General features: G+C 66.8%; 18 protein-coding genes. 12 read left to right on the top strand and 6 right to left on the bottom strand.

Features of this window, described 5'->3' with window-relative positions:
* The first annotated feature begins 17 nt into the window (after window positions 1-17).
* Window positions 18-872: a helix-turn-helix transcriptional regulator gene (locus EH231_RS23675; protein WP_090432397.1), complete on the top strand. Its 855-nt coding sequence runs from the start codon at window positions 18-20 to the stop codon at window positions 870-872.
* On the opposite strand, the gene EH231_RS23670 is transcribed toward EH231_RS23675, so the two are convergent.
* Window positions 785-1,930, bottom strand: a complete 1,146-nt coding sequence (locus tag EH231_RS23670) for an acyltransferase family protein (RefSeq protein WP_090432399.1) — start codon at window positions 1,928-1,930, stop codon at window positions 785-787. The genes EH231_RS23675 and EH231_RS23670 overlap by 88 nt on opposite strands.
* A gap of 90 nt (window positions 1,931-2,020) precedes the next feature.
* On the opposite strand from EH231_RS23670, the gene EH231_RS23665 reads away from it, so the two are divergent.
* From EH231_RS23665 to EH231_RS23655, 3 genes are all read left to right on the top strand, one after another.
* Complete coding sequence (locus EH231_RS23665; RefSeq protein WP_090432897.1) at window positions 2,021-5,305, top strand: error-prone DNA polymerase; 3,285 nt, start codon at window positions 2,021-2,023, stop codon at window positions 5,303-5,305.
* Window positions 5,306-5,533: 228 nt separating this feature from the next.
* Window positions 5,534-5,788, top strand: a complete 255-nt coding sequence (locus EH231_RS23660) for a Rossmann-fold NAD(P)-binding domain-containing protein (RefSeq protein WP_321180027.1) — start codon at window positions 5,534-5,536, stop codon at window positions 5,786-5,788.
* A 38-nt stretch (window positions 5,789-5,826) separates the two neighbouring features.
* Window positions 5,827-6,543 carry a FadR/GntR family transcriptional regulator gene (locus tag EH231_RS23655; RefSeq protein WP_234941146.1) on the top strand — a complete coding sequence of 239 codons (717 nt, stop codon included), beginning with the start codon at window positions 5,827-5,829 and terminating at the stop codon, window positions 6,541-6,543.
* 395 nt (window positions 6,544-6,938) lie between these two features.
* Here the strand turns inward: EH231_RS23655 and EH231_RS23650 are convergent, their stop codons facing one another.
* Window positions 6,939-7,850, bottom strand: coding sequence for a F0F1 ATP synthase subunit B family protein (locus EH231_RS23650; protein WP_090432403.1), 912 nt, complete (start codon window positions 7,848-7,850; stop codon window positions 6,939-6,941).
* 319 nt (window positions 7,851-8,169) lie between these two features.
* On the opposite strand from EH231_RS23650, the gene EH231_RS23645 reads away from it, so the two are divergent.
* A complete protein-coding gene (locus EH231_RS23645; RefSeq protein ID WP_090432405.1) occupies window positions 8,170-8,742 on the top strand; it encodes a forkhead-associated protein in 573 nt (190 codons plus the stop codon).
* A 151-nt stretch (window positions 8,743-8,893) separates the two neighbouring features.
* Window positions 8,894-9,547, top strand: a complete 654-nt coding sequence (locus EH231_RS23640; protein ID WP_090432407.1) for a nitroreductase family protein — start codon at window positions 8,894-8,896, stop codon at window positions 9,545-9,547.
* A 113-nt stretch (window positions 9,548-9,660) separates the two neighbouring features.
* Here EH231_RS23640 and EH231_RS23635 read toward each other — a convergent pair whose 3' ends face one another.
* Window positions 9,661-10,125, bottom strand: a complete 465-nt coding sequence (locus EH231_RS23635) for a tRNA (cytidine(34)-2'-O)-methyltransferase (RefSeq protein WP_124713460.1) — start codon at window positions 10,123-10,125, stop codon at window positions 9,661-9,663.
* 331 nt (window positions 10,126-10,456) lie between these two features.
* On the opposite strand from EH231_RS23635, the gene EH231_RS23630 reads away from it, so the two are divergent.
* From EH231_RS23630 to EH231_RS23610, 5 genes are read left to right on the top strand one after another with little or no spacing between them, the layout of a single operon-like run.
* A complete protein-coding gene (locus tag EH231_RS23630) occupies window positions 10,457-13,459 on the top strand; it encodes a HAMP domain-containing sensor histidine kinase (protein WP_124713459.1) in 3,003 nt (1,000 codons plus the stop codon).
* Entirely contained in the window at window positions 13,456-13,863 is a 408-nt protein-coding gene (locus EH231_RS23625; RefSeq protein ID WP_029107096.1) for a roadblock/LC7 domain-containing protein, read from the top strand. Before EH231_RS23630 ends, EH231_RS23625 begins: the two co-directional genes overlap by 4 nt.
* Window positions 13,864-13,897: 34 nt before the next feature.
* The gene (locus EH231_RS23620) at window positions 13,898-14,263 is read left to right on the top strand and encodes a DUF742 domain-containing protein (RefSeq protein ID WP_082448780.1); all 366 of its coding nucleotides are present in this window, start codon (window positions 13,898-13,900) and stop codon (window positions 14,261-14,263) included.
* A complete protein-coding gene (locus EH231_RS23615) occupies window positions 14,244-14,855 on the top strand; it encodes a GTP-binding protein (protein ID WP_036388873.1) in 612 nt (203 codons plus the stop codon). Before EH231_RS23620 ends, EH231_RS23615 begins: the two co-directional genes overlap by 20 nt.
* Window positions 14,856-14,858: 3 nt before the next feature.
* Window positions 14,859-15,422 carry a pentapeptide repeat-containing protein gene (locus tag EH231_RS23610; protein WP_044516432.1) on the top strand — a complete coding sequence of 188 codons (564 nt, stop codon included), beginning with the start codon at window positions 14,859-14,861 and terminating at the stop codon, window positions 15,420-15,422.
* Window positions 15,423-15,499: 77 nt separating this feature from the next.
* Here the strand turns inward: EH231_RS23610 and EH231_RS23605 are convergent, their stop codons facing one another.
* Window positions 15,500-18,148: an FHA domain-containing protein gene (locus tag EH231_RS23605; RefSeq protein ID WP_164480997.1), complete on the bottom strand. Its 2,649-nt coding sequence runs from the start codon at window positions 18,146-18,148 to the stop codon at window positions 15,500-15,502.
* A gap of 76 nt (window positions 18,149-18,224) precedes the next feature.
* Here EH231_RS23605 and EH231_RS23600 point away from each other — a divergent pair, with 76 nt between their 5' ends.
* Entirely contained in the window at window positions 18,225-19,994 is a 1,770-nt protein-coding gene (locus tag EH231_RS23600) for a BamB-related PQQ repeat family beta-propellar protein (RefSeq protein ID WP_124713458.1), read from the top strand.
* A gap of 119 nt (window positions 19,995-20,113) precedes the next feature.
* Here EH231_RS23600 and EH231_RS23595 read toward each other — a convergent pair whose 3' ends face one another.
* Complete coding sequence (locus tag EH231_RS23595) at window positions 20,114-21,019, bottom strand: diphosphate--fructose-6-phosphate 1-phosphotransferase (RefSeq protein WP_124713457.1); 906 nt, start codon at window positions 21,017-21,019, stop codon at window positions 20,114-20,116.
* 4 nt (window positions 21,020-21,023) lie between these two features.
* Entirely contained in the window at window positions 21,024-22,259 is a 1,236-nt protein-coding gene (locus EH231_RS23590) for an NADH:flavin oxidoreductase (RefSeq protein ID WP_124713456.1), read from the bottom strand.
* Window positions 22,260-22,274 lie beyond the last annotated feature (15 nt).

The following is a 22,274-nucleotide window of genomic DNA, read 5'->3' as shown; positions in this document are numbered from 1 at the left end:
GCCGGGAGAATGGATCCGTGGACAAGCGAGAGCTCGGTGCCTTCCTGCGCAGCCGGCGCGAGCGGATCAGTCCCGCCGAGGTGGGCCTGCCGGTCGGTCTGCGGCGCCGTACCCCGGGGCTGCGCCGCGACGAGGTCGCGCACCTGGCGTTCATCTCGACCGAGTACTACACGCGCCTGGAGCAGGCCCGTGCGCCACACCCGTCGGGCGAGGTGCTGTCGGGTCTGGTTCGGGCGCTACGGCTCTCGGATGCCGAGCGGGCGCACCTCTACCTGCTGGCCGGCGTCGAACCGCAGCGGCCGCCAGGGCCGCCGCGGGTGGTGCGCCAGAGCATCCTCGACTTGTTGCAGCGGCTGCCGCGGGCCGCGGCGATCGTGGTGTCGGCGACGTACGAGGTGATCGCCTGGAACGACCTCGCCTGCGCGTTGATGGAGGATTTCTCCGCACTGTCGCGCCGGGACCGCAACCTGGTACGGCGGGCTTTCCTGGGCCCGCGGGGCCCGGGCGGGCAACGGCTCTATGGCGTGTCCGACGCCGATGTGTTCGCTCGAACCTGCGCCCAGAACCTGCGTGCCACCGCGGCACGCTATCCGGACGATCCGGAGACGGTCGAGTTGATCGCCGAATTGCGCTCGGGCAGTGCTGAGTTCGCCGAACTGTGGGATTCGCACGACGTCAACGCCCGGCCGATGTTGTGCAAGACGTTCGCGCATCCGACGGTCGGGCCGATCGCGGTGAACTGCGATGTGCTCGACATCGCCGATCGCGATCAGCACCTGTACATCTACACCCCGGAGCCGGGTTCGCCCGCCGAAGAGGCGATGCGGCTACTGGCGGTGCTCGGCACCCAGCGCATGGACGTATCCGGCTGAGTCGGCTCTTCGGTCTGTACCCGCCGCTTGAGTTTCATGGCGTGCTTCTCGACGAGGAACCAACTCGCCGCCGCCATCGGCATGGTGACCGCGGTCGCGACGACGAAGAACACTCCCGGTGGCAACCACGTCAGGCCCATCATCGCCAGTAGCTGTTGGACCGGCCAGCCGTAGATGTAGATGCCGTACGAGATGTCGTTACGCAATTGTGGCCGAATCCGTTTCAACAATGCGCCGGACACGATGACGGCGTACGCCAAGGGTAGTGCCGCAAAGACGCGGTAGTTCGGCAGCAGACCGCCGGCCACGACCAGGACCACACTCAGCGCTACCAGCGGCCAGTTCGCCGGAAGCCGGTCGCGGAACTGATAGAGCAGGGCGCCGGCGCTGAACGTCAGCGCGAAACGGGTCACCATCTGTGGAATCGTCTCGACCGCGAGTACGGGGTAACCCACCGCGGCGGCGCCGATAAGTGAGAGCGCGAATGCTGTCGGGATCGTCCAGCGTTTGCTCATCAGCCCGGCTACTCCGAGCCCGGCGACGGCGGCGTAGCAGATCAGCTCAAAGATCAACGTCCACAGGGGCCCGTCCCAGACGCCCGGCCATGGCACTCCCATGGGGGTGCCGTCGATATCGCCGCGGAAGACGTTCAGCAGACCGTTGTTGAGTGCCCAGGTGAGCTGTGATGAGAACGCCAGCGGTTCTCCGTGCTGCACGAGCACGCCGATAGGCGCGATGACGAACGCGACGACGAGCACACAGACCCACAGGCCCGGGAAAATCCGCAACAGCCGCGCCGCCAGGTATTCCCGCAGCTTGGGCCGTCGCATCCAACTCGAGGTGATCAGGTATCCGGAGATCACGAAGAAGCCGTCGACCCACACTTCGGTGAGCAGCTGGGTGAAGGGGCCGCTCATCCGGCGGCCTGTCAGCGGCCAAGAGTGCTGCATGATCACCATCGAGGCGAAGATGAGCCGCCAGACGTTGAGTGCGTTGGAGTGCGGATCGAAGACTGCGCCGAGTGTCTTGGCCCGTTGCTCCTGCAGCTGCGACGCCATTCGCGAATATTACTGCCATTGGCTAATGGCATAGTGCGGAACTGCGTGAACGTTTCAGTATTTCGAACAAGTGTTCGATACAATGGCGTGGTGGGTTGGCACAACGGGCCGCCGAGCTGGTCGGAGATGGAGCGGGTACTTACCGGCAAGCCGCGCCGTTCCGGCATGCCGTTGGAGCCCGCGGGCGACGGCGGCGACAGCCCCGCCTGGTCGCGTAAGCGCGGTAGCTATCAGCCGCCGGAACTCGACCGGCCGCGTACGTCGGTCCGTTACGCCGAACTGCACACGCATTCGGCGTACAGCTTCCTCGACGGCGCGAGCACGCCGGAGGAGTTGGTCGAGGAGGCGGCCCGGCTGAACCTGCGGGCGATCGCGCTGACCGATCACGACGGCCTCTACGGTGTGGTCCGGTTCGCCGAGGCGGCCAGAGAGCTGGATGTGGCCACGGTCTTCGGCGCCGAGCTGTCGCTGGGGAACATTCCCCGCACCGAGGACCCCGACCCGCCCGGCCCGCATCTGCTGGTGCTGGCCCGCGGTCCGGAGGGCTACCGGCGGTTGTCCCGCGAGATCGCCAAGGCGCACCTGGCCGGTGGTGAGAAAGGCAAGCCCCGCTACGACTTCGACGGCCTCACCGAGGCGGCCGGTGGGCACTGGCACATCCTGACGGGCTGTCGTAAAGGTCATGTCCGCCAGGCGCTTTCCCGGGGCGGGCCGGAAGCTGCCGCCACCGCGCTGGCCGATCTGGTGGACCGCTTCGGGGCCGACCGGGTCAGCATGGAACTCTCCCATCACGGCCATCCGTGTGACGACGAGCGCAATGCCGTCCTGGCCGGGCTGGCCCCGCGGTTCGGAATACCGGTGGTGGCCACCACCGGTGCGCACTTCGCCGCCCCCGACCGAGGGCGGCTGGCCATGGCGATGGCGGCGATCCGGGCCCGCAACTCGATGGATACCGCCGCCGGGTGGCTGGCCCCGCTCGGCGGGTCTCACCTGCGTTCGGGGGAGGAGATGGCCCGGCGGTTCGGTACCGAGATTGTCACGGCCGCAGCAGATCTCGGTGAGCAGTGCGCCTTCGGTCTGGCGCTCATCGCCCCGCAGCTGCCACCGTTCGACGTCCCGGCCGGGCACACCGAAGACAGCTGGTTGCGCGAGTTGGTGATGGCCGGGGCAGCTGAACGGTACGGGCCCGTCGGCAGCGCAGCCAAGGCCTACGCGCAGATCGAACACGAACTGCGCATCATCGAGCAGCTGAAGTTCCCCGGCTACTTCCTCGTGGTGCACGACATCACCCGGTTCTGCCGGGACAACGACATCCTGTGCCAGGGCAGGGGATCGGCGGCCAACTCGGCGGTCTGCTACGCGCTGAAAGTCACCAACGTCGACCCGATCGCCAATGAGTTGCTGTTCGAACGGTTTCTGTCCCCGGCTCGAGACGGCCCTCCCGACATCGACATCGACATCGAATCGGACCTGCGCGAGAACGTCATTCAGTACGTGTACGAGCGTTACGGGCGTGACTACGCCGCGCAGGTCGCCAACGTCATCACCTATCGCGGCCGGAGTGCGGTCCGCGACATGGCCCGGGCGCTGGGTTTCTCCCAGGGGCAGCAGGATGCCTGGAGCAAGCAGCTCAGCCGGTGGAACGGGCGTCCGGACTCGCCGGAGGCGGAAGACATCCCGCAGCCGGTGATCGAGTTGGCCACCCAGATCGCCAACCTGCCGCGGCACCTCGGCATCCACTCGGGCGGCATGGTGATCTGTGACCGGCCGATCGCCGACGTGTGCCCGGTGGAGTGGGCCCGCATGGCCAACCGCAGCGTGCTGCAATGGGACAAAGATGACTGTGCGGCAATCGGTTTGGTCAAGTTCGACCTGCTCGGTCTCGGGATGCTCTCGGCGCTGCACTACGCGATCGACCTGCTGGCCGAACACAAAGGCATCGCCGTCGACCTGGCCAAGCTGGACCTGTCCGAGCCGGCGGTCTACGAGATGTTGCAGAAGGCCGACTCGGTCGGAGTTTTCCAGGTGGAGTCCCGCGCGCAGATGGCCACCCTTCCCCGGCTCAAGCCGAGGGAGTTCTACGACCTCGTGGTGGAGGTGGCGCTGATCCGTCCGGGTCCGATCCAGGGCGGTTCGGTGCACCCCTATATCCGTCGCCGCAACGGTCTGGAGGAAGTCACCTACGACCATCCGTCCATGAAATCCGCACTGAAGAAGACGCTGGGCATCCCGCTGTTCCAGGAGCAGCTCATGCAATTGGCAGTCGACTGTGCGGGTTTCACGGCGGCCGAGGCCGACCAGTTACGCCGGGCGATGGGCTCCAAACGCTCGACCGAGAAGATGCGCCGGTTGCGCAACCGGTTCTACGACGGCATGGCCGAAATGCACGGGATCACCGGCGAGGTGGCCGAGCGGATCTACGAGAAGCTGGAGGCGTTCGCCAATTTCGGTTTCCCGGAAAGTCATTCGCTGAGCTTCGCGTCGCTGGTCTTCTATTCGTCGTGGTTCAAGCTGCATCACCCGGCGGCGTTCTGCGCGGCACTGTTACGGGCCCAGCCGATGGGGTTCTACTCGCCGCAGTCACTGGTCGCCGACGCGCGCCGGCACGGGGTGGCGGTGCACGGACCCGATGTCAACGCCAGCCTGGCCCACGCGACGCTGGAAAACGCCGGCATGGATGTGCGGCTGGGGTTGGGCAGTGTCCGTCACATCGGTGACGAGTTGGCGGGGCGCCTGGTGGATGAACGAAATGCCAACGGGCCGTTCGAAACCCTGATCGACCTGACCGGCCGCGTGCAGCTGTCGGTACCCCAGACCGAGGCGCTGGCCACCGCTGGTGCGCTGGGGTGTTTCGGGATCAGCCGGCGTGAGGCGCTGTGGGCGGCGGGTGCGGCGGCCGGCCAGCGGCCGGAACGGCTGCCGGGGGTGGGCTCGTCCTCGCATGTCCCGCCGCTGCCGGGGATGAGTGCGCTGGAACTGTCGGCCGCGGACGTGTGGGCCACCGGTGTCTCGCCGGACAGCTATCCCACCCAGTACCTGCGCGCCGATCTCGACGCGCTGGGCGTGATTCCTGCCGACAAGTTGCTGGATGTCGTCGACGGAACCCGGATCCTGGTTGCCGGGGCGGTTACTCACCGGCAGCGTCCGGCGACTGCGCAGGGCGTGACGTTCATGAACCTGGAAGACGAGACCGGGATGGTCAACGTGCTGTGTGCGCCCGGGGTGTGGGCGCGCTACCGCAAGCTGGCGCAGACGGCGCCGGCCTTGGTGGTCCGAGGCATCGTGCAGAACGCCAGCGGCGCGGTCACCGTGATCGCCGACCAGATGAGCCCGGTCGAGCTGAGGGTCGGTTCGCGGTCACGAGATTTCCGCTGAGCCCTGTGAGTTAGGTAACCCTTACTTCGACGTAGGGGCGGTGTTATGGTCAAAGTGCTCAGAGGACCTGAGCAATTTCGAGTTAGCCGGAGGTCACGCAGGGCCCGAAGCGTGGAAAGGGATCGCGATATGAACAGCATGTCCACCAGGCGGTTTCGCTGTACTCACAAACCAGTTCACCCAGTGTCACTGGGCGGGTCATTGGGGGCTGGAGCAGCTCTATTAGGCGTGTTGTTCGGTCCGGCCCCAGTGGTCGGTGCCGCGCCATCCGGGCCGTCGTCGGTCGATCAGGTTGTCCGCCAGCTCAAGGCCCAGGGCTACGCCGTCGTGGTCAACAGATTCGGCACAGGACGCTCCGAGGACTGCGCGGTGACTGCGGTTCGGCACGGCCAGACGTACTCGCGCACCGATCACGGGGTCCCGGGTGGCGACCTCTCCACCACGGTCACCGGTAAGACCGTGTATGTCGACGTCAAGTGCTGAGCCGCTCGACCCACAACACCTAAGATCATCAGAGGACCATGCCGGTACCTGATGACGAGGAGGCTGGGGTGGCGGTTCGAGCGGTCGAACGCGATTCGCTTGTCGTGCAGTGCTGCGCCGAACTGAGTCGGCTGATCAAGCAGGGCGAGTGGCCGGTTGGTGCCCGTATCCCGAATGAGCAGGAACTGGCCAGGCTCCTCGGCGTCGGCCGGTCCACCAGCAGAGAAGCTGTGCGGTCCTTGATCGCCTCCGGGCAACTGAGTTCGCGGCAAGGCTCCGGCACCTTCGTGGTCTCTGCGACCCCGGTATCAGAACTCGATCGTCAGATCAGGCAATCCGATATCGGCGACGTCACCGAGGTTCGGCTGCTGTTGGAGGTCGAGGCGAGCCGGCTGGCCGCCCATCGCCGTACCCGCACGGATCTTGATGAGATCAAGCGAGCCCTGACAGCGCGGGGAACGGCGTCGAGCACGAATGATCTCATCGACGCTGACCTCCGCTTTCATGCGGCCATCGTTGCGGCAACACATAACTCGGTGCTCGTGACGCTGTACGAGTCCTTCGCCGGGACGCTCCGGGCCACTTCCGAAGAGATCTTCTCCAGTCGCGACCATTGGTCCGAGGCCACCGTCCGCCGCGATGAGAAGGCGCACGCGGATCTCTACTCGGCAATCGAACGAGGCGACCCGCGGGCGGCGGCTCTCGTGGCCCGCCGCGTCATGGTGTGCACAGTCCCCGGCGTGTCAACCCGTTAGTGGGCCCAGGCGATATATCCATCAGGCCCCGATCCGGACTGCATCGAGATTTCTTCACGGGAAAGCTGGTGCCTGCCGAATCCAGCGCGCCGGGCGTGAACTCCACCGCGACGTGGCTCAGAGTTTCGAAGCGCGAGTTGCGATAGTCCAGGCTCTGGAAGGTGCTCAGGCGGAGATCTGGAGCTCGTCGACCGACCGGCTGGGGCGGTCGGGCCGCGTTCGATCGCATCGAACATGCTGTCGGCCAGGGGTATTCATCGGGAAGGATCGAGCCTGTCGCACATCGCAGACTTGGATCTGCGTGGGTGCTTGGCGTTGGTGTGGAACAGCGCCAGAAAGCCAAGTGCCAGTGCCGCTCGATTGATCGACCACGCACGGCGGTCGCTGCAGTCGGGTCAGACGGTATCGCCCTGATCCACGGCGCTCTGGGAGCTGTCCTCAAGCCCGGTCCGCAGCAGCGACCACGCCAGCCGCCGCGCGTCCGTGGCCCGCTCGTGCAGCAGGCGTTGGACCGCGGGGATGGGGTTGGTTTCCGGGGTCCGTCCCTCGACCACGTCGGCGTGCAGATCCTCGGCAACCTGGATCGCCAGCAGCACCGCGTCGTTGACCCGGTTCAGCGCATCCTGCAGGCGGTCGTCCTGGCTGAGCAGATGGGCGTTGTCCAGTTCGACCGAAACGTCGCTGACCACCTGGCTGATCTGTCCGAAGAGCGCGTTCATCACGGTTTCCCGCTCGTCGCGGTCCGGGTTGCGCAGTTGTGTCGCACCTTCGGTCCACAGCGTGGCGAGCATCCGGGTGTGTGCGCCGACCGCACGTGACACCTCGATCATCGCCTGCTTCTGTAGTTGTTCGAGCAGGTTGTTGCGCTCGATGCGGGCCAGTTCCCGTTGCGCCACCAGTTCGGCATCGTGCAGCTTCTGCTGGGACTCCATCTGGGCCCGATGCCATTTCTGGGTCAGTGCGAGTTCCAGCGCCGAGCGTTCGTCGGCGGCCGCCAACTCACGGCGCAGACGCTCGTCGGCTTGGGCGATGTCGTGTTTGGCCTGACGTTGGACGGTGAGGGTCAGCCACATCGTCACCATCACGACGACGAAGATGACGGCACCGAAGAACCACTCGGCCTTGCTTCCGCGCTCGCCCGGGCTGAACAGCAGATACCAGACGATGGCCAGGCTGCTCAGGCCGCCGCACACCAGCCAACCGATGCCGGCCTTGGGGTCGATCGACAAGGCATTGGGGGCCGGGTCGCGATCCACCGCCGCCACCCGCATCGGTTCAGTCGTGTCACCGATCTGGCTGTAATCCAACGGGGCACCCCCTGAAGACTCAGCGACCCTTGTCGATTCAGTTAGTCCGGCCATGTCGACCTCCCATCGGCCAAGCCTGCCACCGTGCCGGCGTTCAGAGTAAGGCCAACCTCGGCAGCGGGCGCTACCGGCCGGTGGCACCGGCATTCGCATACTCTGTTTTTCGTCATTCTTCAAGTGCCCCTAGCGATGACGAGCCGCGCTGTAACCGCTAGTGTCATCGGCGTGCTCACCGCGAGCGGCGGTGGATCGGTCCGACAGGTCCGGCAACCGGCCGCTCACTTTTCTGTTGATCTTTTCGCTTGAGAATTGAGGGCCCATGGGACAAAACGCGACGCTGGAAGGTGATTCGGCGGTCATCGTCAGTCTGTCGGAGGCGGCGATGCACATGTATTCCGCCGCGATCGATGCACTGCCCTTCCCCGAGGACAAGAAGTTCCACAAGCGCGCCGACGTCGTCCTGTCCGGTCTGCGCAAGCTGCGTGCCTCCCTGGCCGAGGCTGCCAGCAGCAACCGGCCGTCTCCCGCGGTCATCGTGGCGCTGAGCGGGGTCCGTCAGCGGTATGACTCGCTGATGGCCCATGCCGCTTCGGCGCCGGGATCCTCTCTGGGACAGCAGATCTACGTCACCCGCATCCACGCCAAGCTGTCGGCGCAGGAAGTGGCCAACGGTGCCGGCCTGCGCGACGGACTGCTCGACGAGCTCGAGGCCGGCGCAACGCCGACCGACGCCGAGGCGGCCAAGATCCGGGACACCATCGCGGCGCTCGGCGGGTTGCCCGGCGACGATCACGGCATCCACGCCGTCCCGTCCTCGGCCGACTACGGCTCATCGGACGAGCCGCAGGCCAACGGCTGGGAGCCGGTGCTGGTCTCCGAGAACGCCGGCTGATAGACCCCGTGCGCGGTCGCCGATTCGGCGACGGCGCGCAACCTTCATCGGTTAGCTGAGTTGCACTGCGGCGCACGATGATTGGAAGCTCCCCAGCAAACTGCTGGGGAGCTTCTCTGATTTCACCGGTGAGCGGTTGTAGTCTCGCGGCATGACAGCCGAACCAGCCCTTAACTTGACCGTTGATGAGCTCCTCACCACCACCCGCTCGGTGCGCAAACGCCTCGACTTCGAAAAGCCGGTTCCGCGTGAGGTCATCACGGAGTGTCTCGACCTGGCACTGCAGGCGCCCACCGGGTCGAATGCGCAAGGCTGGCAATGGGTTTTCGTCGAGGACCCGGCAAAGAAGAAGGCCCTGGCCGACATCTACCGGGCAAACGCCAACCCGTACCTCGACCTGCCGGCACCCGAGCGCGGTGACATCCGCGATCAGCAGGTGGACGCCGTCATGAGCTCCGCCAGGTACCTCACCGACAACTTCGAGAAGGCGCCGGTGCTGATGATCCCGTGCCTCGAGGGCCGGCCCGATGGCGCACCCGCCGGGATCGGTGCGTCCTTCTGGGGTTCACTGCTGCCCGCGGTGTGGAGCTTCATGCTGGCGCTGCGCTCGCGCGGCCTGGGGTCGGCCTGGACGACGCTGCACCTGCTCGGTGACGGCGAGAAGCAGGCCGCCGAACTGCTGGGCATTCCGTTCGATCGGTACGCGCAGGCGGGGCTGTTCCCGATCGCCTACACCAAGGGCACCGACTTCAAGAAGGCCAAGCGCCTTCCGGCCGAGCAGTTCTCGCACTGGGACAGTTGGTGAGCCCTGGGGGCTCTGGGGCGGCTGTTGCCCTCCGGTGCAATTGTGAAGCCGGTGTATGAACTCTCTGTGAGATTCGGGCGTGGGTCGCGTGGCGGCCCACGCCCGCGGCGTAACTAGACGCCGCCGGCGAACCCGTGTTGGCGCCATGCCTCATAGGCCGCGACGGCCGCGGCATTGGACAGATTCAATGACCGCCTGCCGTCGAGCATTGGAATACGTACCTGCGCGGTGATATTCGGGTCGGCCAGAGTTTGTGGGTCCAGTCCGGTGGGTTCCGGGCCGAACATCAGCACATCTCCCGGCTGGTAGGCGATATCGGCGAACGAGGTCGACGCATGGGCGGTGAATGCGTAGACCCGGGCCGGCATCAACGCGCGCCACGCGGCCTCCAGATCGACGTGCACGGTCACCGATGCCAGGTCGTGGTAGTCGAGGCCGGCCCGGCGCAGCTTGGGTTCGGACAGATCGAAGCCCAGGGGCTCGACCAGATGCAGCTCGCACCCGGTACCTGCCACCATCCTGATCGCATTGCCGGTGTTGGGTGCGATGCGGGGAGAAAAGAACAACACCCGGAACATCCGACGATGATCGTACGAAGGCCCGCCCGGGGGCGAATCGGGAAGTAAATGAGGTCCGAATCGGCACTCGGAATAGGAAGTGGAAATCGGCACGCGATTCGGCAAGGACAGCGCTGTTTGCTCGATTACCACACAACTGCGCTACGGCTCGGTCACGAACTCTGTCTGTTCAGTAAGAATTGTGGAAACGCTCGCGAGCTGCTGTCATACTCGTGCAATTGCCAAGGCGTTTGACGCCCGCCCCCGCGTGGGCGGAAACAGCAGGAAGTCTTATGAATCACGCCCCACGAGTAAATTGCGGCCACGCAGCCGGTAGTGCGGTTGGGCGCCGATGACTGCCTTTACGCAGCTCAAACAGGCTGACGGCACCCTCGTCGAATTCTCCCCAGCACCATCGGCTCCGGCCAAGCGCCCCTCGCGCTGGTCACCGGCCAACTGGCCGGTCAGTCGAAAAGTCCTCGCCATTGTCCTCGTGCCGTTGATCCTGGCGGCGACGTTCGGTGGCTTGCGCATATATGCCAGTGCCAGCGCCGCCGGAGATCTGCGGTTGGCGGCCGATCGCGCCGAAGTGATTCCCGACGTCGACCGCTACATGTCGGCGATGGAGGGTGTCCTCATTGCAGCTACCGAAGGTGGCGACGGACAGTCTGCGGTGTCCACGTTCAATGAGCGCAAATCCGATTTGCAGCAACGGGTAGACGCCACCAATGTGTCCGAGGATGTCGGCCAGGCCATCACCGGCCTTCTCGGCAAGGGACAGCAGCTTGTCGACGCGGTGATGTCCGATTCGATCGATCTGCGTCAGCGCATCCTTGATTACGGCCCGCTGCTGCTGACCGGGGAAGCCGCGATCACCGGCTCGGTGCACAGCAATCAGCAGACGGTTCAGGCCCAGGTTGAGGCGCTGGCCCGCGCGGTCGGTGCCCGCGGGCAGATGGCGATCCAGCGGATGCTGGTCAACCGGGGCGGGGACGAGCCGGAGCCACTGCTGCGCACGTCGATGATCACCATGGCCGGTACCGAGCCGTCCACCGTCGCTGCGCTGACGAAGGTGCTCGGAGGTGGTTCCGAAGAGGCGGCGACGCTTCGCGCCGAGATGGTCAAGCGCATGGCGATGATGTCGAATCCCGGTATTCCACTGGTCGGCAATCCGGACATGCTGGCCTCGCTGGACGCGACCAACAAGATCGCCGGGCAGATCGTCGAAGACACCACCGCGTCCATTCCGGCCGCCGTGGAGGCCCAGGCCAACGATGCCCGCAACGACGCGATCCGCGACGCCATCCTGGTGGCGACCGCGATCGTCAGCGCCATGGTCATCGTGTTGTTGGTGGCCCGCTCACTGGTGCGCCCACTGCGGACGCTGCGCGACAGCGCGCTCAAGGTGGCGCACCAGGACCTGGCCAAGGAGATCGAACGGGTCCGCGCCGGCGGCGAACTGGTGCCGGTCACCCCGATCCCGGTGCAGACCACCGAAGAGGTCGGTCAGGTGGCCCATGCCGTCGACGAGCTGCACGAGCAGGCGGTGTTCCTCGCCGGGGAACAGGCTCAGCTGCAGTTGCAGGTCTCGGACATGTTCGAGACGCTGTCGCGGCGCAGCCGCTCGCTCGTCGACCAGCAGCTGTCGCTCATCGATCAGCTGGAGCGCAACGAGGACGACCCGGAACGTCTGGAGAGCCTGTTCCGGCTCGACCACCTGGCCGCCCGCATGCGCCGGAACGGCGCGAACCTGCTGGTGCTCTCCGGATCCAAGCTGGCTCGGGAGCACAGCCGCCCGGTGCCGTTGGCGACGGTGATCAATGCCGCGGCCTCGGAAGTGGAGGACTACACCCGCGTCGTCACCGCCTCGGTGGCCGACGTCGAGATCACCGGTACGGTTGCGGGCGATCTGATCCATCTCCTGGCCGAGCTGCTCGACAATGCGCTGCGCTACTCGCCGCCGATCTCGCAGGTGCGGGTGTCGGCCGTGCACGCGGCCAAGGGCGCGTTGGTGATCGAGGTGAGCGATGTCGGCCTCGGCATGACCGAAGCCGATCTGCGGGTCGCCAACACCCGCCTGCAGTCCGGCGGTGAGGTCAATCCCTACACCGCGCGCCACATGGGTCTGTTCGTGGTCGGGCGGCTGGCCACCCAGCACGGTCTGGTGGTGCGGCTGCGCAGCACCGTCGCCGAAGAACCGAGCTCGGGCACCACGGCCGGGGTGTACATCCCGGCCACGCTTCTGGCCCGCGACGGTGGCGACTCGGTCGACGACCTTCCGTACGGCAGGCCCGTCGACGCGCATGCCGGGATCGCGGCGGCGCTGTCGCTGGATGCCGACCCTGCCGATGCGTCGGTGTTCGGGTCCGGCGCTGACGAACCCCACCTCAACGGTGCCGAGATGCCGTTCGACCTGCTGCCTCAGCGCAGTCCCGGTGCCAGTGGCATCTCGGAGCTGCCGGGCACGCTCGCCCCGCAACCGGAACCGGCCGCCGAGGCGCCGGTCGAGGAGCCCGCGGACGAGCCGGTCGGGGAGTGGCCGCAGCAGTGGCCGGTGCACACCGAAGAGAGTGCGGCCCTGGCCAAGGGCGAAATCGCGGGATCAGCCGACGCGGCAGCCACCGACGAGGCGACCGACGATGTGGAGGCCGGACGTCAGACGCCCACCAACACCTCATCGTTCTTCGCGTCCCGAGGACAGGCGGCCACCAACGGCGTCAACGGTGCTTCGGGCCTCAACGGTCTGAACGGTCACGGCGACCTCAACGGGGCAAGTGATCTCAACGGTCACAGCAGCCTCAATGGCGTCAATGGTCTCAACGGTCTAAACGGTGCGGCTCATCAAGCCGAGCACGGACCCGAGGAACCGGTCGAATCCGCCGCGGCGCAGGACGAAAGCCCCGATGTCCAGGGCGACTCGATCTATCAGTCGATGGTCTCGGAATTCGAGATCGATCCGACGACTCACGTGCGCAGCGCCGACCTGGACTGGAAGACGGTCTGGGAGAAGGGCTGGTCGGTGGCCGCCGCGGCGCAGGATGCACCCGTCGAGCAGCACACCGAGGAAGGCCTGCCCATGCGTACGCCGGGTGCCCGCCTGGTGCCGGGTGGTATCGCAGCTGCAGTCGCGGCATCCGCCCCTGAGTCCAACGGCCGTCACCGCAACGGCGGAGTACACCGCAACGACGACAGCGTCGAGACGGTAGCATCGGCAGACGAACCTGACAGCGGCATGTTCGCGGCGTTCAAACCGCGTGACCCCGAGGCTGTCCGTACGAGCACCAGCAACCTTTTCGGAGGCGTGCACGCCGGACGATCGCATGCCCGTGAGACCAGAGGAACCGATAACGAATGACCCGTCCGACGCAGCGCGACTCCCTGGACTGGCTCGTGTCCAAGTTCGCCCGCGAGGTATCCGGGGTGTCCCACGCGGTGCTGGTTTCGGCCGACGGACTGCTGATGGCTGCCAGCGAACACATGCCGATCGAGCGGGCCGACCAGTTGGCTGCCGTCTCCTCCGGACTGGCGAGCTTGGCCACCGGCGCTTCCCAGCTGTTCAACGGCGGCCACGTGATGCAGTCGGTGGTCGAGATGGAGAACGGCTACCTGCTGTTGATGCGGGTGGGTGACGGTTCCAACCTGGCCACGTTGACCGCCCCGTCGTGTGACATCGGCCAGGTCGGCTACGAGATGGCCATCTTGGTCGAGCGAGTCGGCGCGGTGGTGCAGTCTTCGCGCCGTACGCCGCAACCGTCCTGAGTCCCCACCCCCTTCTGCCCTTCGCGAGGTGCCTGTGGACGAACCGGAAACTACTGACCGTCCGAGTCTGGTGCGGCCGTACACGCTTACGGCCGGCCGCACCGACTCGCGCGTGCACCTTCCGCTGGAAGCACCGATACAAAAAACCGACACGACACGTGAACCGCGCTGGACTGGGCACGATGTGCGCGCACAGATCGTAGAGTTGTGCACCGGCAGTCCTTCGGTTGCCGAGATTGCCGCTCATTTATCTCTCCCGCTCGGCGTGGCGCGCGTGCTGATCGGGGACTTGGTGACGCAGGGTTATCTACGGGTGGAAGCCACCCTTGATGACTCGGCTAGCTTCGACGAACGCCGCGAATTGATTGGAAGGACCCTGCGTGGCCTACGAGCACTCTGAACCCCGCTCGGCCTCCGGCGGTGGCGCCCCCCGACGTGGGGCCGCCTCGACGAAGATCGTCATTTCTGGCGGGTTCGGGGCAGGGAAGACGACATTCGTCGGCGCGGTCTCCGAAATCATGCCGCTGCGCACAGAAGCGTTGGTCACCAACGTGTCTGAGGGCGTCGACGCCCTGGACGGTACCCCGGACAAGCGCACCACCACAGTAGCGATGGACTTCGGCCGGATCACGCTGGACGAGGATCTGGTGCTGTACCTGTTCGGCACACCCGGGCAGCGCCGGTTCTGGTTCATGTGGGACGACCTGGTCCGTGGCGCCATCGGTGCGATCATCCTGGTCGACGTGCGCCGCCTGCAGGACAGCTTCGCCGCGGTCGACTTCTTCGAGGCACGCAAGCTGCCCTTCATCGTCGCGGTCAACGAGTTCGACGATGCGCCAAAGCATCCCACTCAGGCGGTGCGCAAGGCCCTGGCGCTGCCGGAGCACATCCCGGTGGTGGCCGTGGATGCCCGCGATCGCAACTCGGCCAAGGCCGCGCTGATCGCGGTCACCGAGTACTCGCTGAGCACGCTTTCCGCGTTGCCTGGCTGAGGCGTGGTAGCTGACGAAACCGCCTGGGCGGACAGGGAATTCACCGGTCACGATTTCCGTGAGGAAGACCTGAGCCGGTTGCGCACCGAGCGTGTGGTGTTCACCGAGTGCGACTTCAGCGGTGTGGACATGTCCGAGTCGCAGCATTTCGGCTCGGCGTTCCGCAACTGCACGTTTCGCCGCGCCACGCTGTGGCACAGCGCGTTCACCAACTGCAGCCTGCTGGGATCGGTGTTCACCGAGTGCCGGCTGCGGCCCATCAAGATCGTGGAGTCGGACCTGACCCTGGCTGTGCTCGGCGGCTGCGATCTGCGCGGCGTCGACCTGTCGGACTGCCGGATGCGTGAGGCCAGCCTGGTCGGGGTGGACCTGCGCAAGGCGGTGCTACGGCAGGCGGACCTGACCGGGGCACGGGTGCAGGACGCCAAGCTCGACGAGGCCGATCTGCGCGGCGCCCGCGTCGACCCCACCTTCTGGACCACCGCGAAGCTGCGCGGCGCCAAGATCGACATCGCCCAGGCGCTGGCCTACTCGGCCGCGCACGGTCTCGACGTCCACGGCGGATAAATTCTCCTGCCGAGCAGACATAAAACTGCCCCTTTTCCTGCGAAAAGGGGCAGTTTTATGTCTGCTCGCGGGAGGACTCAGCCGGCCTTGAGGCGGATCCGCCAGCGAACGAATCCGGTGTAGATGATGCAGAGCAGCACCAGGATGCCGATGTTGATCAGCCACACCGTCGGGGTGTGCTTCCAATGCGAATCTGCGGGCAGCAGCGGCGGCGGCACCAGACGGGTCAGGTCGATGGTCGATGCGGAGGCCGCGAAGCCCCAGCGTGCCGGGGTGATCCAGGACAGCTGATCGAGCACGACGCGGTCGGTCACCGGGATCATGCCGCCCGAGAACACCAGCTGGCTCATGACGGTCACCACCAGCAGCGGCATGATCTGTTCGGCCGAGCGGGCCAGCGCCGACAGGGCCAGGCCCACCATCGCCGAGGCCACACACGTCATGGAGATGTCGATGAACAACTCCAGGTTGCGGCCGCCGATGAAGGCCCCGCTGTCGACAGCGCCCGGGCCCCAGCCCTTTCCGACGATCGTGATCACCGTGACGATGGCCGACTGGACCACCGCGAACACCGCGAACACCGCGATCTTCGCCAGCAGGTAGGCCGTCGTCGACAGGCCGACCGCCTGCTCGCGACGGAAGATCGCCTGCTCGCCGATCAGCGCCCGGATGGTCAGCGCGGTGCCCATGAAGATCGCACCCACGTTGAGCATCACCAGGATCTGGCCCGGCTCGTTGGGCGCCTCGCCGCCCTGGACGGCCGGCACGGGTAGACCGAACCCGACATCACCGGGCACCGACAGCGACAGCACGCCCATGATGAACGGCAGCATCAGCAGGAACGCGGTGTAGCCGCGGTCGGACACGATCAGCCGGACTTGTCGGCGGGCGATCGTGGACAGCTGCCGGAACAAGCTGGTCTTGGCCGGCTCGCCCAGATCGCCGGGCTGTGCCGACGACGGCTCGGCCACGGGTGCCGGGCCGGTGCGGGCCAGGTAGCGCCGGTTGGCCTCGGCCGGATCGCCCGCGACGGTGCTGAAGATGTCGGCCCAGTTGGTGGTGCCGAGCTCGGGGCCGATCTGGTCGGGCGGACCGCAGAAGGCGGTCTTACCACCGGGGGCCAGCAGCAGCACCTGATCGCACACGTCGAGGTAGGTCAGCGAGTGCGTGACGACGAGCACCACGCGGCCGGCGTCGGCCAGCTGGCGCAGCATCGTCATCACCTGACGGTCGAGCGCCGGATCCAGGCCCGAGGTGGGCTCGTCGAGGATGAGCAGCGACGGTCCGGTCAGCAGTTCGAGGGCGACCGAGGCGCGCTTGCGCTGCCCGCCGGACAGCTTGTCGACGCGGGTGTCGAGGTGCTTGGTCATCTCGAGTTCCTCGAGCACCTGCATGACGACCTGTTCGCGGTCTTCCTTGGTGGTGTCGGGCGGCAGCCGCAGTTCGGCGGCGTACATCAGCGCCTGCCGGACGGTGAGCTGACCGTGCACCACGTCGTCCTGCGGGACCATGCCGATCCGGGAACGCAGCGAGGCGTACTCGGCGTGGACGTCGTGGCCCTCGAAGGTGATGGTGCCGCTGGTCGGATGTGTGTAGCCGGCGACCTGTTTGGCGAACGTCGACTTGCCGGCACCCGACGGGCCGATCACCGCGGTGAGCGTGCCGGGCCGGGCGGCTACGGAGATGTTGTCGAGCAGCGTCTTGTTGCCCTCGATGGTCCAGGTCAGGCCGCGCACCTCGAGGCCGCCGGTGCGGGTATCGGCCTCGGTCTCGCTGCGGCGGACCAGGGTGCCGCCGCTGAACACCAGGTCGACATTGCCGATGGTGACCACGTCACCGTCGTGCAGGATCGCGCTGTCCACCCGCGCGCCGTTGACGAAGGTGCCGTTGATGCTGCGCTCGTCGCGGATCTCGGTGCCGCCGGTCAGCGGGATCAACGTGGCGTGATGACGTGAGGCCAGCACGTCGGGGATGACGATGTCGTTGTCGGTCGCGCGGCCGATCTTCACCGCACCTGCCGGCGCCGGGGCCGTGCGCCCGGGCCGCAGGATCTTCATCATGCTGGTCGCGATGTTGCCGCCGGCCTCACTGCTGCCGCGGTCCGAGGTGGCGGCCGGTCCCATCGTGGTCGGTGCCTGGGCCGGGTTCGCCGGGGCCGGGGTACGGACCGGTTGCGACTGGTACGCCTGGGGGCCGCTGGGATATCCCGATTGCGGTCCGCTCGGGTAGCCGCCCTGAGGGCCGCTCGGATACCCGGTCGGCGGGGTCGGGTAGCGCGGCTGCGGGCCCGACGAGTAACCGGGACGCTGGGGCACCGGTGGCTGACCGTACGGCGGACGCCCGGGGGCCGCCGCCTGAGTGGGCCACGCACCGCTGGGCCGGTTCCCGATGGGTACCGCCGCGGTCGGTGTCCGGCCGACGGAGCCCTGGTGACGTCCGACCTCGAAGGTCACCTGTGGTCCGTCCGGGTTGCCGATGTTGACGACCTGGCCGTCGTGGATGTCGATCGAGGGCACCCGGCGGCCGTTGGCGTACATGCCATTGAGGCTGCCGTTGTCGATCGCGATCCATCGACCTTGGTCGAAGCGCAGCACCAGGTGGGCACGCGAGATCAGCGGGTGGGCGATGCGGACGTCGGCGCGGAGGTCTCGGCCGATGACGACATCGTTGCCCGGGGCAAAGGTACGGGTCGATCCGTCGTAACGAACGGTCAGCGCAGGGCTCATCGCGCTCAACTCTATCTGTACTTTTCACCGGGGCTGGGCCGTTGCGGGGGTGTCGCGGCGTGTGACTATGGCTCACATGGGTTCTGAAGGGTCGCAGAAGACGGCCGACCGGGTGCTCGGCGTGCTGCGTCTACTCGGCACGGTGCTGGCCGGTGCGGCGGTGGTGTTGTTGGTGTGGGCCGCGGCGCTGGGTGCATGGGCGCGGCTGGTCGCGCCGCGCAGCGCGGGGGAGGGCTCCTGGTATGTGATCGGCCTGCACCGCTGGGGCGAGGCCCTGCCCAACCGCATGGCGCTGGTGGTCGTGGTGATCGCGGTGGTGGCGATCGCAGCCATGGCCTACAGCGTCTGGCGCGGGCAGACCGGCCGTGATCTGGCGGCCACCCCGGCGGGCGCGGCGGGCGTGGCGGCGGTGCTGGTCATCGCCTACGTCTCGCAGGGCATCCCGGCGTTCTACCGGACGGCGATGACCAATTCGCCGGTCACCGCGGCACTGCCCGCCGGGATGGCGGCGTGGTGGTTGTGCCTTGCCGGGGCGGCGGCGACGTTCCTCGCGGCGCGGGCATTCCCTCGGCTGGACCGCGGTGCGGTGAAGTTGCTGGCTGTGGGTGCGGCGATCGCCGTCGTGGTTGCCGCGGTGGTGACCGTGGGGGCGTTGCGCGCCGGTGATGACGGGCGCTTCGTCGATGCGGCGACGGCGGCAGCTACTGATGCGCCGGCGGTGCCCACCGCGTTGGGGAAGCGGACGTTCACGGTGTCGGTGCCCGACGCGTTCGTCGACAAAGGCGTCCCGACATACGACATCGGTTCTGCTGGTGCCGGTTTCGCGGTGTACCGGGACGGCCGCATCACGGCCTACGGCCCCGACGGCAAGGAGCGCTGGCACTACGCGCGGACCGGGCCCGGCGATGTGGGCGTCACCGGGATGCGGGTGCTCGACAACGGCGCCACGGTCTTGGCGTTCATCGACGGCGGGCTGGTCGGCCTGGACGCCATCACCGGGCAGCAGTTGTGGATGGGTGCGGACGCGGCCCTTCAGGAAGCGGCCCGTGGGCGTTTTCGTTTGGCGTCCGGGCCGTTCATCGTCGGGTGGAACGACGAGCGCATCTGGACCCGGTTTGACGGCCGGACGGGCCGCGCTTTGTGGAGCGTGCCTGCCCCGCATCCCGGGTGCGGCATTGTCGAACCCGTCGTGACCACCGCGGGAGTGGTGTCGACAGTCCAATGTCAGGACGGCAAGGTCTGGTTGAGTGTGCTCGATCCCGAAACCGGGCAAATCGGCTGGGACACAGTGCTGACGGAGCGAAAGATCGACCCGGCGGTGCCGATCGAACAGCGCTACCTCAAACTCGGGGCCAGGCCGGCCAACGGTGTCGGAGTCTTCGTTTCAGTGGCTGGTTCCGGTGCGCCGGACAGTGCGCTGTATGCCGACATCGTTCACCGCACTGTGACCCCGTTACCGGCCGACGGGCGACCCGCTGAATCGTACGGTCCCAGTGAGGATTTCGTGGTGTGGTACCTGACGGATCGGACCACCCGGCTGACCCTGTTCGGACCCGACGGGCATCAGCGGTGCCAGGTTCCCGACGGTGTCGAACCCGTTCGGGTCAACGTGCCGAGCCTACGCGTCGATCAACCTGCCTTTGTCACGTTCCCTGACACCCTGCTTCTTGCCGACCGCGGCGCCCGGGGTGCCGCGGGATCGCTGCGCGGTTTCGACGCGAAGACCTGCGCTCAGACCGCGACGGTGCCTGCCGAATCGGTAGAGGGTCTGATACCGGCCCCGGGTGCGGTGCTGGTGTTGCGGCGCGACGGGCAGACGCTGCAGATCGACGGGTACACCGCCTAGCGGTCGTCGATGAGGACGTTGATGACGTCGGTTCCGTTGCCGGGTTGGGTTTCTGCTTCTTCTGGTCACGGAACGGATGCCTGAATTGGCGCCGATGGGTTAGCTCACGGTATGGCCGGTTACGGCGTGGCGTTGGCCAGCGTGGGAACGGCTTCCGCCGGGTAGCGGTCCTGGGCGTCCCAGACGTCCCAGGTCTGCACGGCCCAGAACACCGCGAACAGCACGATGAGGATGAGTTCGACGGTGATCACGCCGAAGTGCCATCCGAGAATCAGCAGCACGACGCCGGCCACCACGGTGGTCAGCATGAGCGCGGCGATGGTCGCGTAGAACCGGGCCAGGTGCTGGCGCACGGCAGCCCGGGCGTAGCACGCGTGGTAGACCGCCACCAGCGTGATGGCCAGGAACATCGCCACCGCGGCGATCACGTGAGCGTGCTGGGCGAACCAGTCCCACAACATCAGCGGGGCGCCGGCGATGGCGATGACCAACAGCGCTGCCGGAAGCCATTTTTCGACCCGAAGCAGCACGGTGGCGATGGTCTTCCACAGGGTGGCGGCCTCGTCGCAGGACGGGATCGACGCGACAGGTGGCTCTTGCGGACGCCGCCAGCGGCCGAGCGCCAGGTACATCCCGGTGCCGACGACGACGGCCACGAACAATGCGGCGACGTTGTTCGCGACACCGCCGAACGGGTCGGTCACGCTGGGAAGCCATGGCCGGCACAGGTCGTCGGGGCCGGTGGGCACCAGGGCGACGATGAACGCCATGAAGCCGGAGTAGTTCAACAGCGCATCCTCACCCACCCGGCTGCCCTTGTACGCGATCAGACAGATGCCGATCGCGCACAGCGAGGCCAGGAACACCGCGTGGGTACGGGTGTAGAAGAACGCGCTGATCGATCCCTGCGGGCAACTGTGCGCCCACGTCAACGCCAGTGAGGTCAACAGAAACATCACCAGCGCGACCAGGCCTACCCGCACGTACCGGTAGGTGACCATCGTGTCGCTGGGGTTGCCGACCATGGAGCTATTCGCTCACGAGTGAGTCCGGGGCTCCCGTCACCACGCAGTGAGTGTGGCTGTAGATCGTCGGCATGCACATGTTGCAGTGCGTGCACTTGGACAAGACACGGCCTTGACCGTCGTTGTCTTTTTCGGCCTGGATCCGGTTGAGCAGATCCGGCTCGGCGAGCAGCGCGCGCCCCATCGCGATGAACTCGAAGCCCGCCGCCATCGCCCGGTCCATCGTCTCGCGGTTGGTGATGCCGCCCAGCAGGATGATCGGCATGCTCAGCTCGGCACGGAACTTCTCGGCGTCGCGCATCAGATACGCCTCGTGATACGGGTACTCGCGGAAGAACTTGTTGCCGCTCATCCGGATGCCCCAGCTGATCGGGGGTTTGAAGTTCGCGGCGAACTCCTTGACCGGCGCGCCGCCGCGGAACAGGTACATCGGGTTGACCAGCGAGCTGCCCGCGGTGAGCTCGATGGCGTCCAGGCCGCCGTCCTCCTCGAGCCACTTCGCCGTCTGCAGCGACTCGTCGATCGGGATGCCGCCGCGGACACCGTCGCTCATGTTCAGTTTGGCGATGACGGCGATCTTCCGGTCGCCGTGCTTGTCGACGGCGTCGCGCACCGCGCGCACGACTCCACGGGCGACCTTGGCCCGGTTCTCCAGCGATCCGCCGAACTCGTCGGTGCGCCGGTTGATGAGCGGGGACAGGAACGAGCTGGCCAGGTAGTTGTGGCCGAGGTGTACCTCGACCGCGTCGAAGCCAGAGTCGATGGCCAGCCGTGCGGCGTTGGCGTGCGCTTCGGTGACGTCGCGGATGTCGTCGATCGAGGCCTTCCTGGCAAACCGCATCGACAGCGGGTTGAAGAACCGGACCGGCGCCAGTGCGGGGGCCTTGTTGGTGCGCGAGTTGGCGACCGGCCCGGCATGGCCGATCTGGGCACTGATGGCGGCGCCCTCGGCATGGATGGTCTCGGTCAGTTTGGTCAGTCCGGGAACGGCCTCGGGCCGCATCCAGATCTGCCAGCCGTCGGTGCGGCCGCCGGGGGCCACCGCGCAGTAGGCGACGGTGGTCATGCCGACACCGCCGGCCGCGGGCAGCCGGTGGTAGTTGATCAAATCCTCCGTGACCAGCGCATCAGGCGTGGACGCTTCGAAGGTGGCGGCCTTGATGATGCGGTTGCGCAGCGTCACGGGGCCGAGCTTGGCCTCACTGAAAACATCAGTGAACACATTGGGCTGGGTGTTCATATGCTGAGCCTGCCA

The organism is Mycolicibacterium nivoides, assembly GCF_003855255.1.
GTDB lineage: Bacteria > Actinomycetota > Actinomycetes > Mycobacteriales > Mycobacteriaceae > Mycobacterium > Mycobacterium nivoides.
Note: the sequence above shows the minus strand (reverse complement) of the source record. Positions and strands in the feature narration are given on the sequence as shown.

Coding starts and splice junctions, on each gene's coding strand:
- EH231_RS23670 (WP_090432399.1), bottom strand. CDS start 1,930: ATGGCGTCGCAGCTGCAGGAGCAACGGGCCAAGACACTCGGCGCAGTC.
- EH231_RS23655 (WP_234941146.1), top strand. CDS start 5,827: ATGCCGGTACCTGATGACGAGGAGGCTGGGGTGGCGGTTCGAGCGGTC.
- EH231_RS23645 (WP_090432405.1), top strand. CDS start 8,170: ATGGGACAAAACGCGACGCTGGAAGGTGATTCGGCGGTCATCGTCAGT.
- EH231_RS23640 (WP_090432407.1), top strand. CDS start 8,894: ATGACAGCCGAACCAGCCCTTAACTTGACCGTTGATGAGCTCCTCACC.
- EH231_RS23635 (WP_124713460.1), bottom strand. CDS start 10,125: ATGTTCCGGGTGTTGTTCTTTTCTCCCCGCATCGCACCCAACACCGGC.
- EH231_RS23630 (WP_124713459.1), top strand. CDS start 10,457: ATGACTGCCTTTACGCAGCTCAAACAGGCTGACGGCACCCTCGTCGAA.
- EH231_RS23625 (WP_029107096.1), top strand. CDS start 13,456: ATGACCCGTCCGACGCAGCGCGACTCCCTGGACTGGCTCGTGTCCAAG.
- EH231_RS23605 (WP_164480997.1), bottom strand. CDS start 18,148: ATGAGCCCTGCGCTGACCGTTCGTTACGACGGATCGACCCGTACCTTT.
- EH231_RS23600 (WP_124713458.1), top strand. CDS start 18,225: ATGGGTTCTGAAGGGTCGCAGAAGACGGCCGACCGGGTGCTCGGCGTG.
- EH231_RS23595 (WP_124713457.1), bottom strand. CDS start 21,019: ATGGTCGGCAACCCCAGCGACACGATGGTCACCTACCGGTACGTGCGG.
- EH231_RS23590 (WP_124713456.1), bottom strand. CDS start 22,259: ATGAACACCCAGCCCAATGTGTTCACTGATGTTTTCAGTGAGGCCAAG.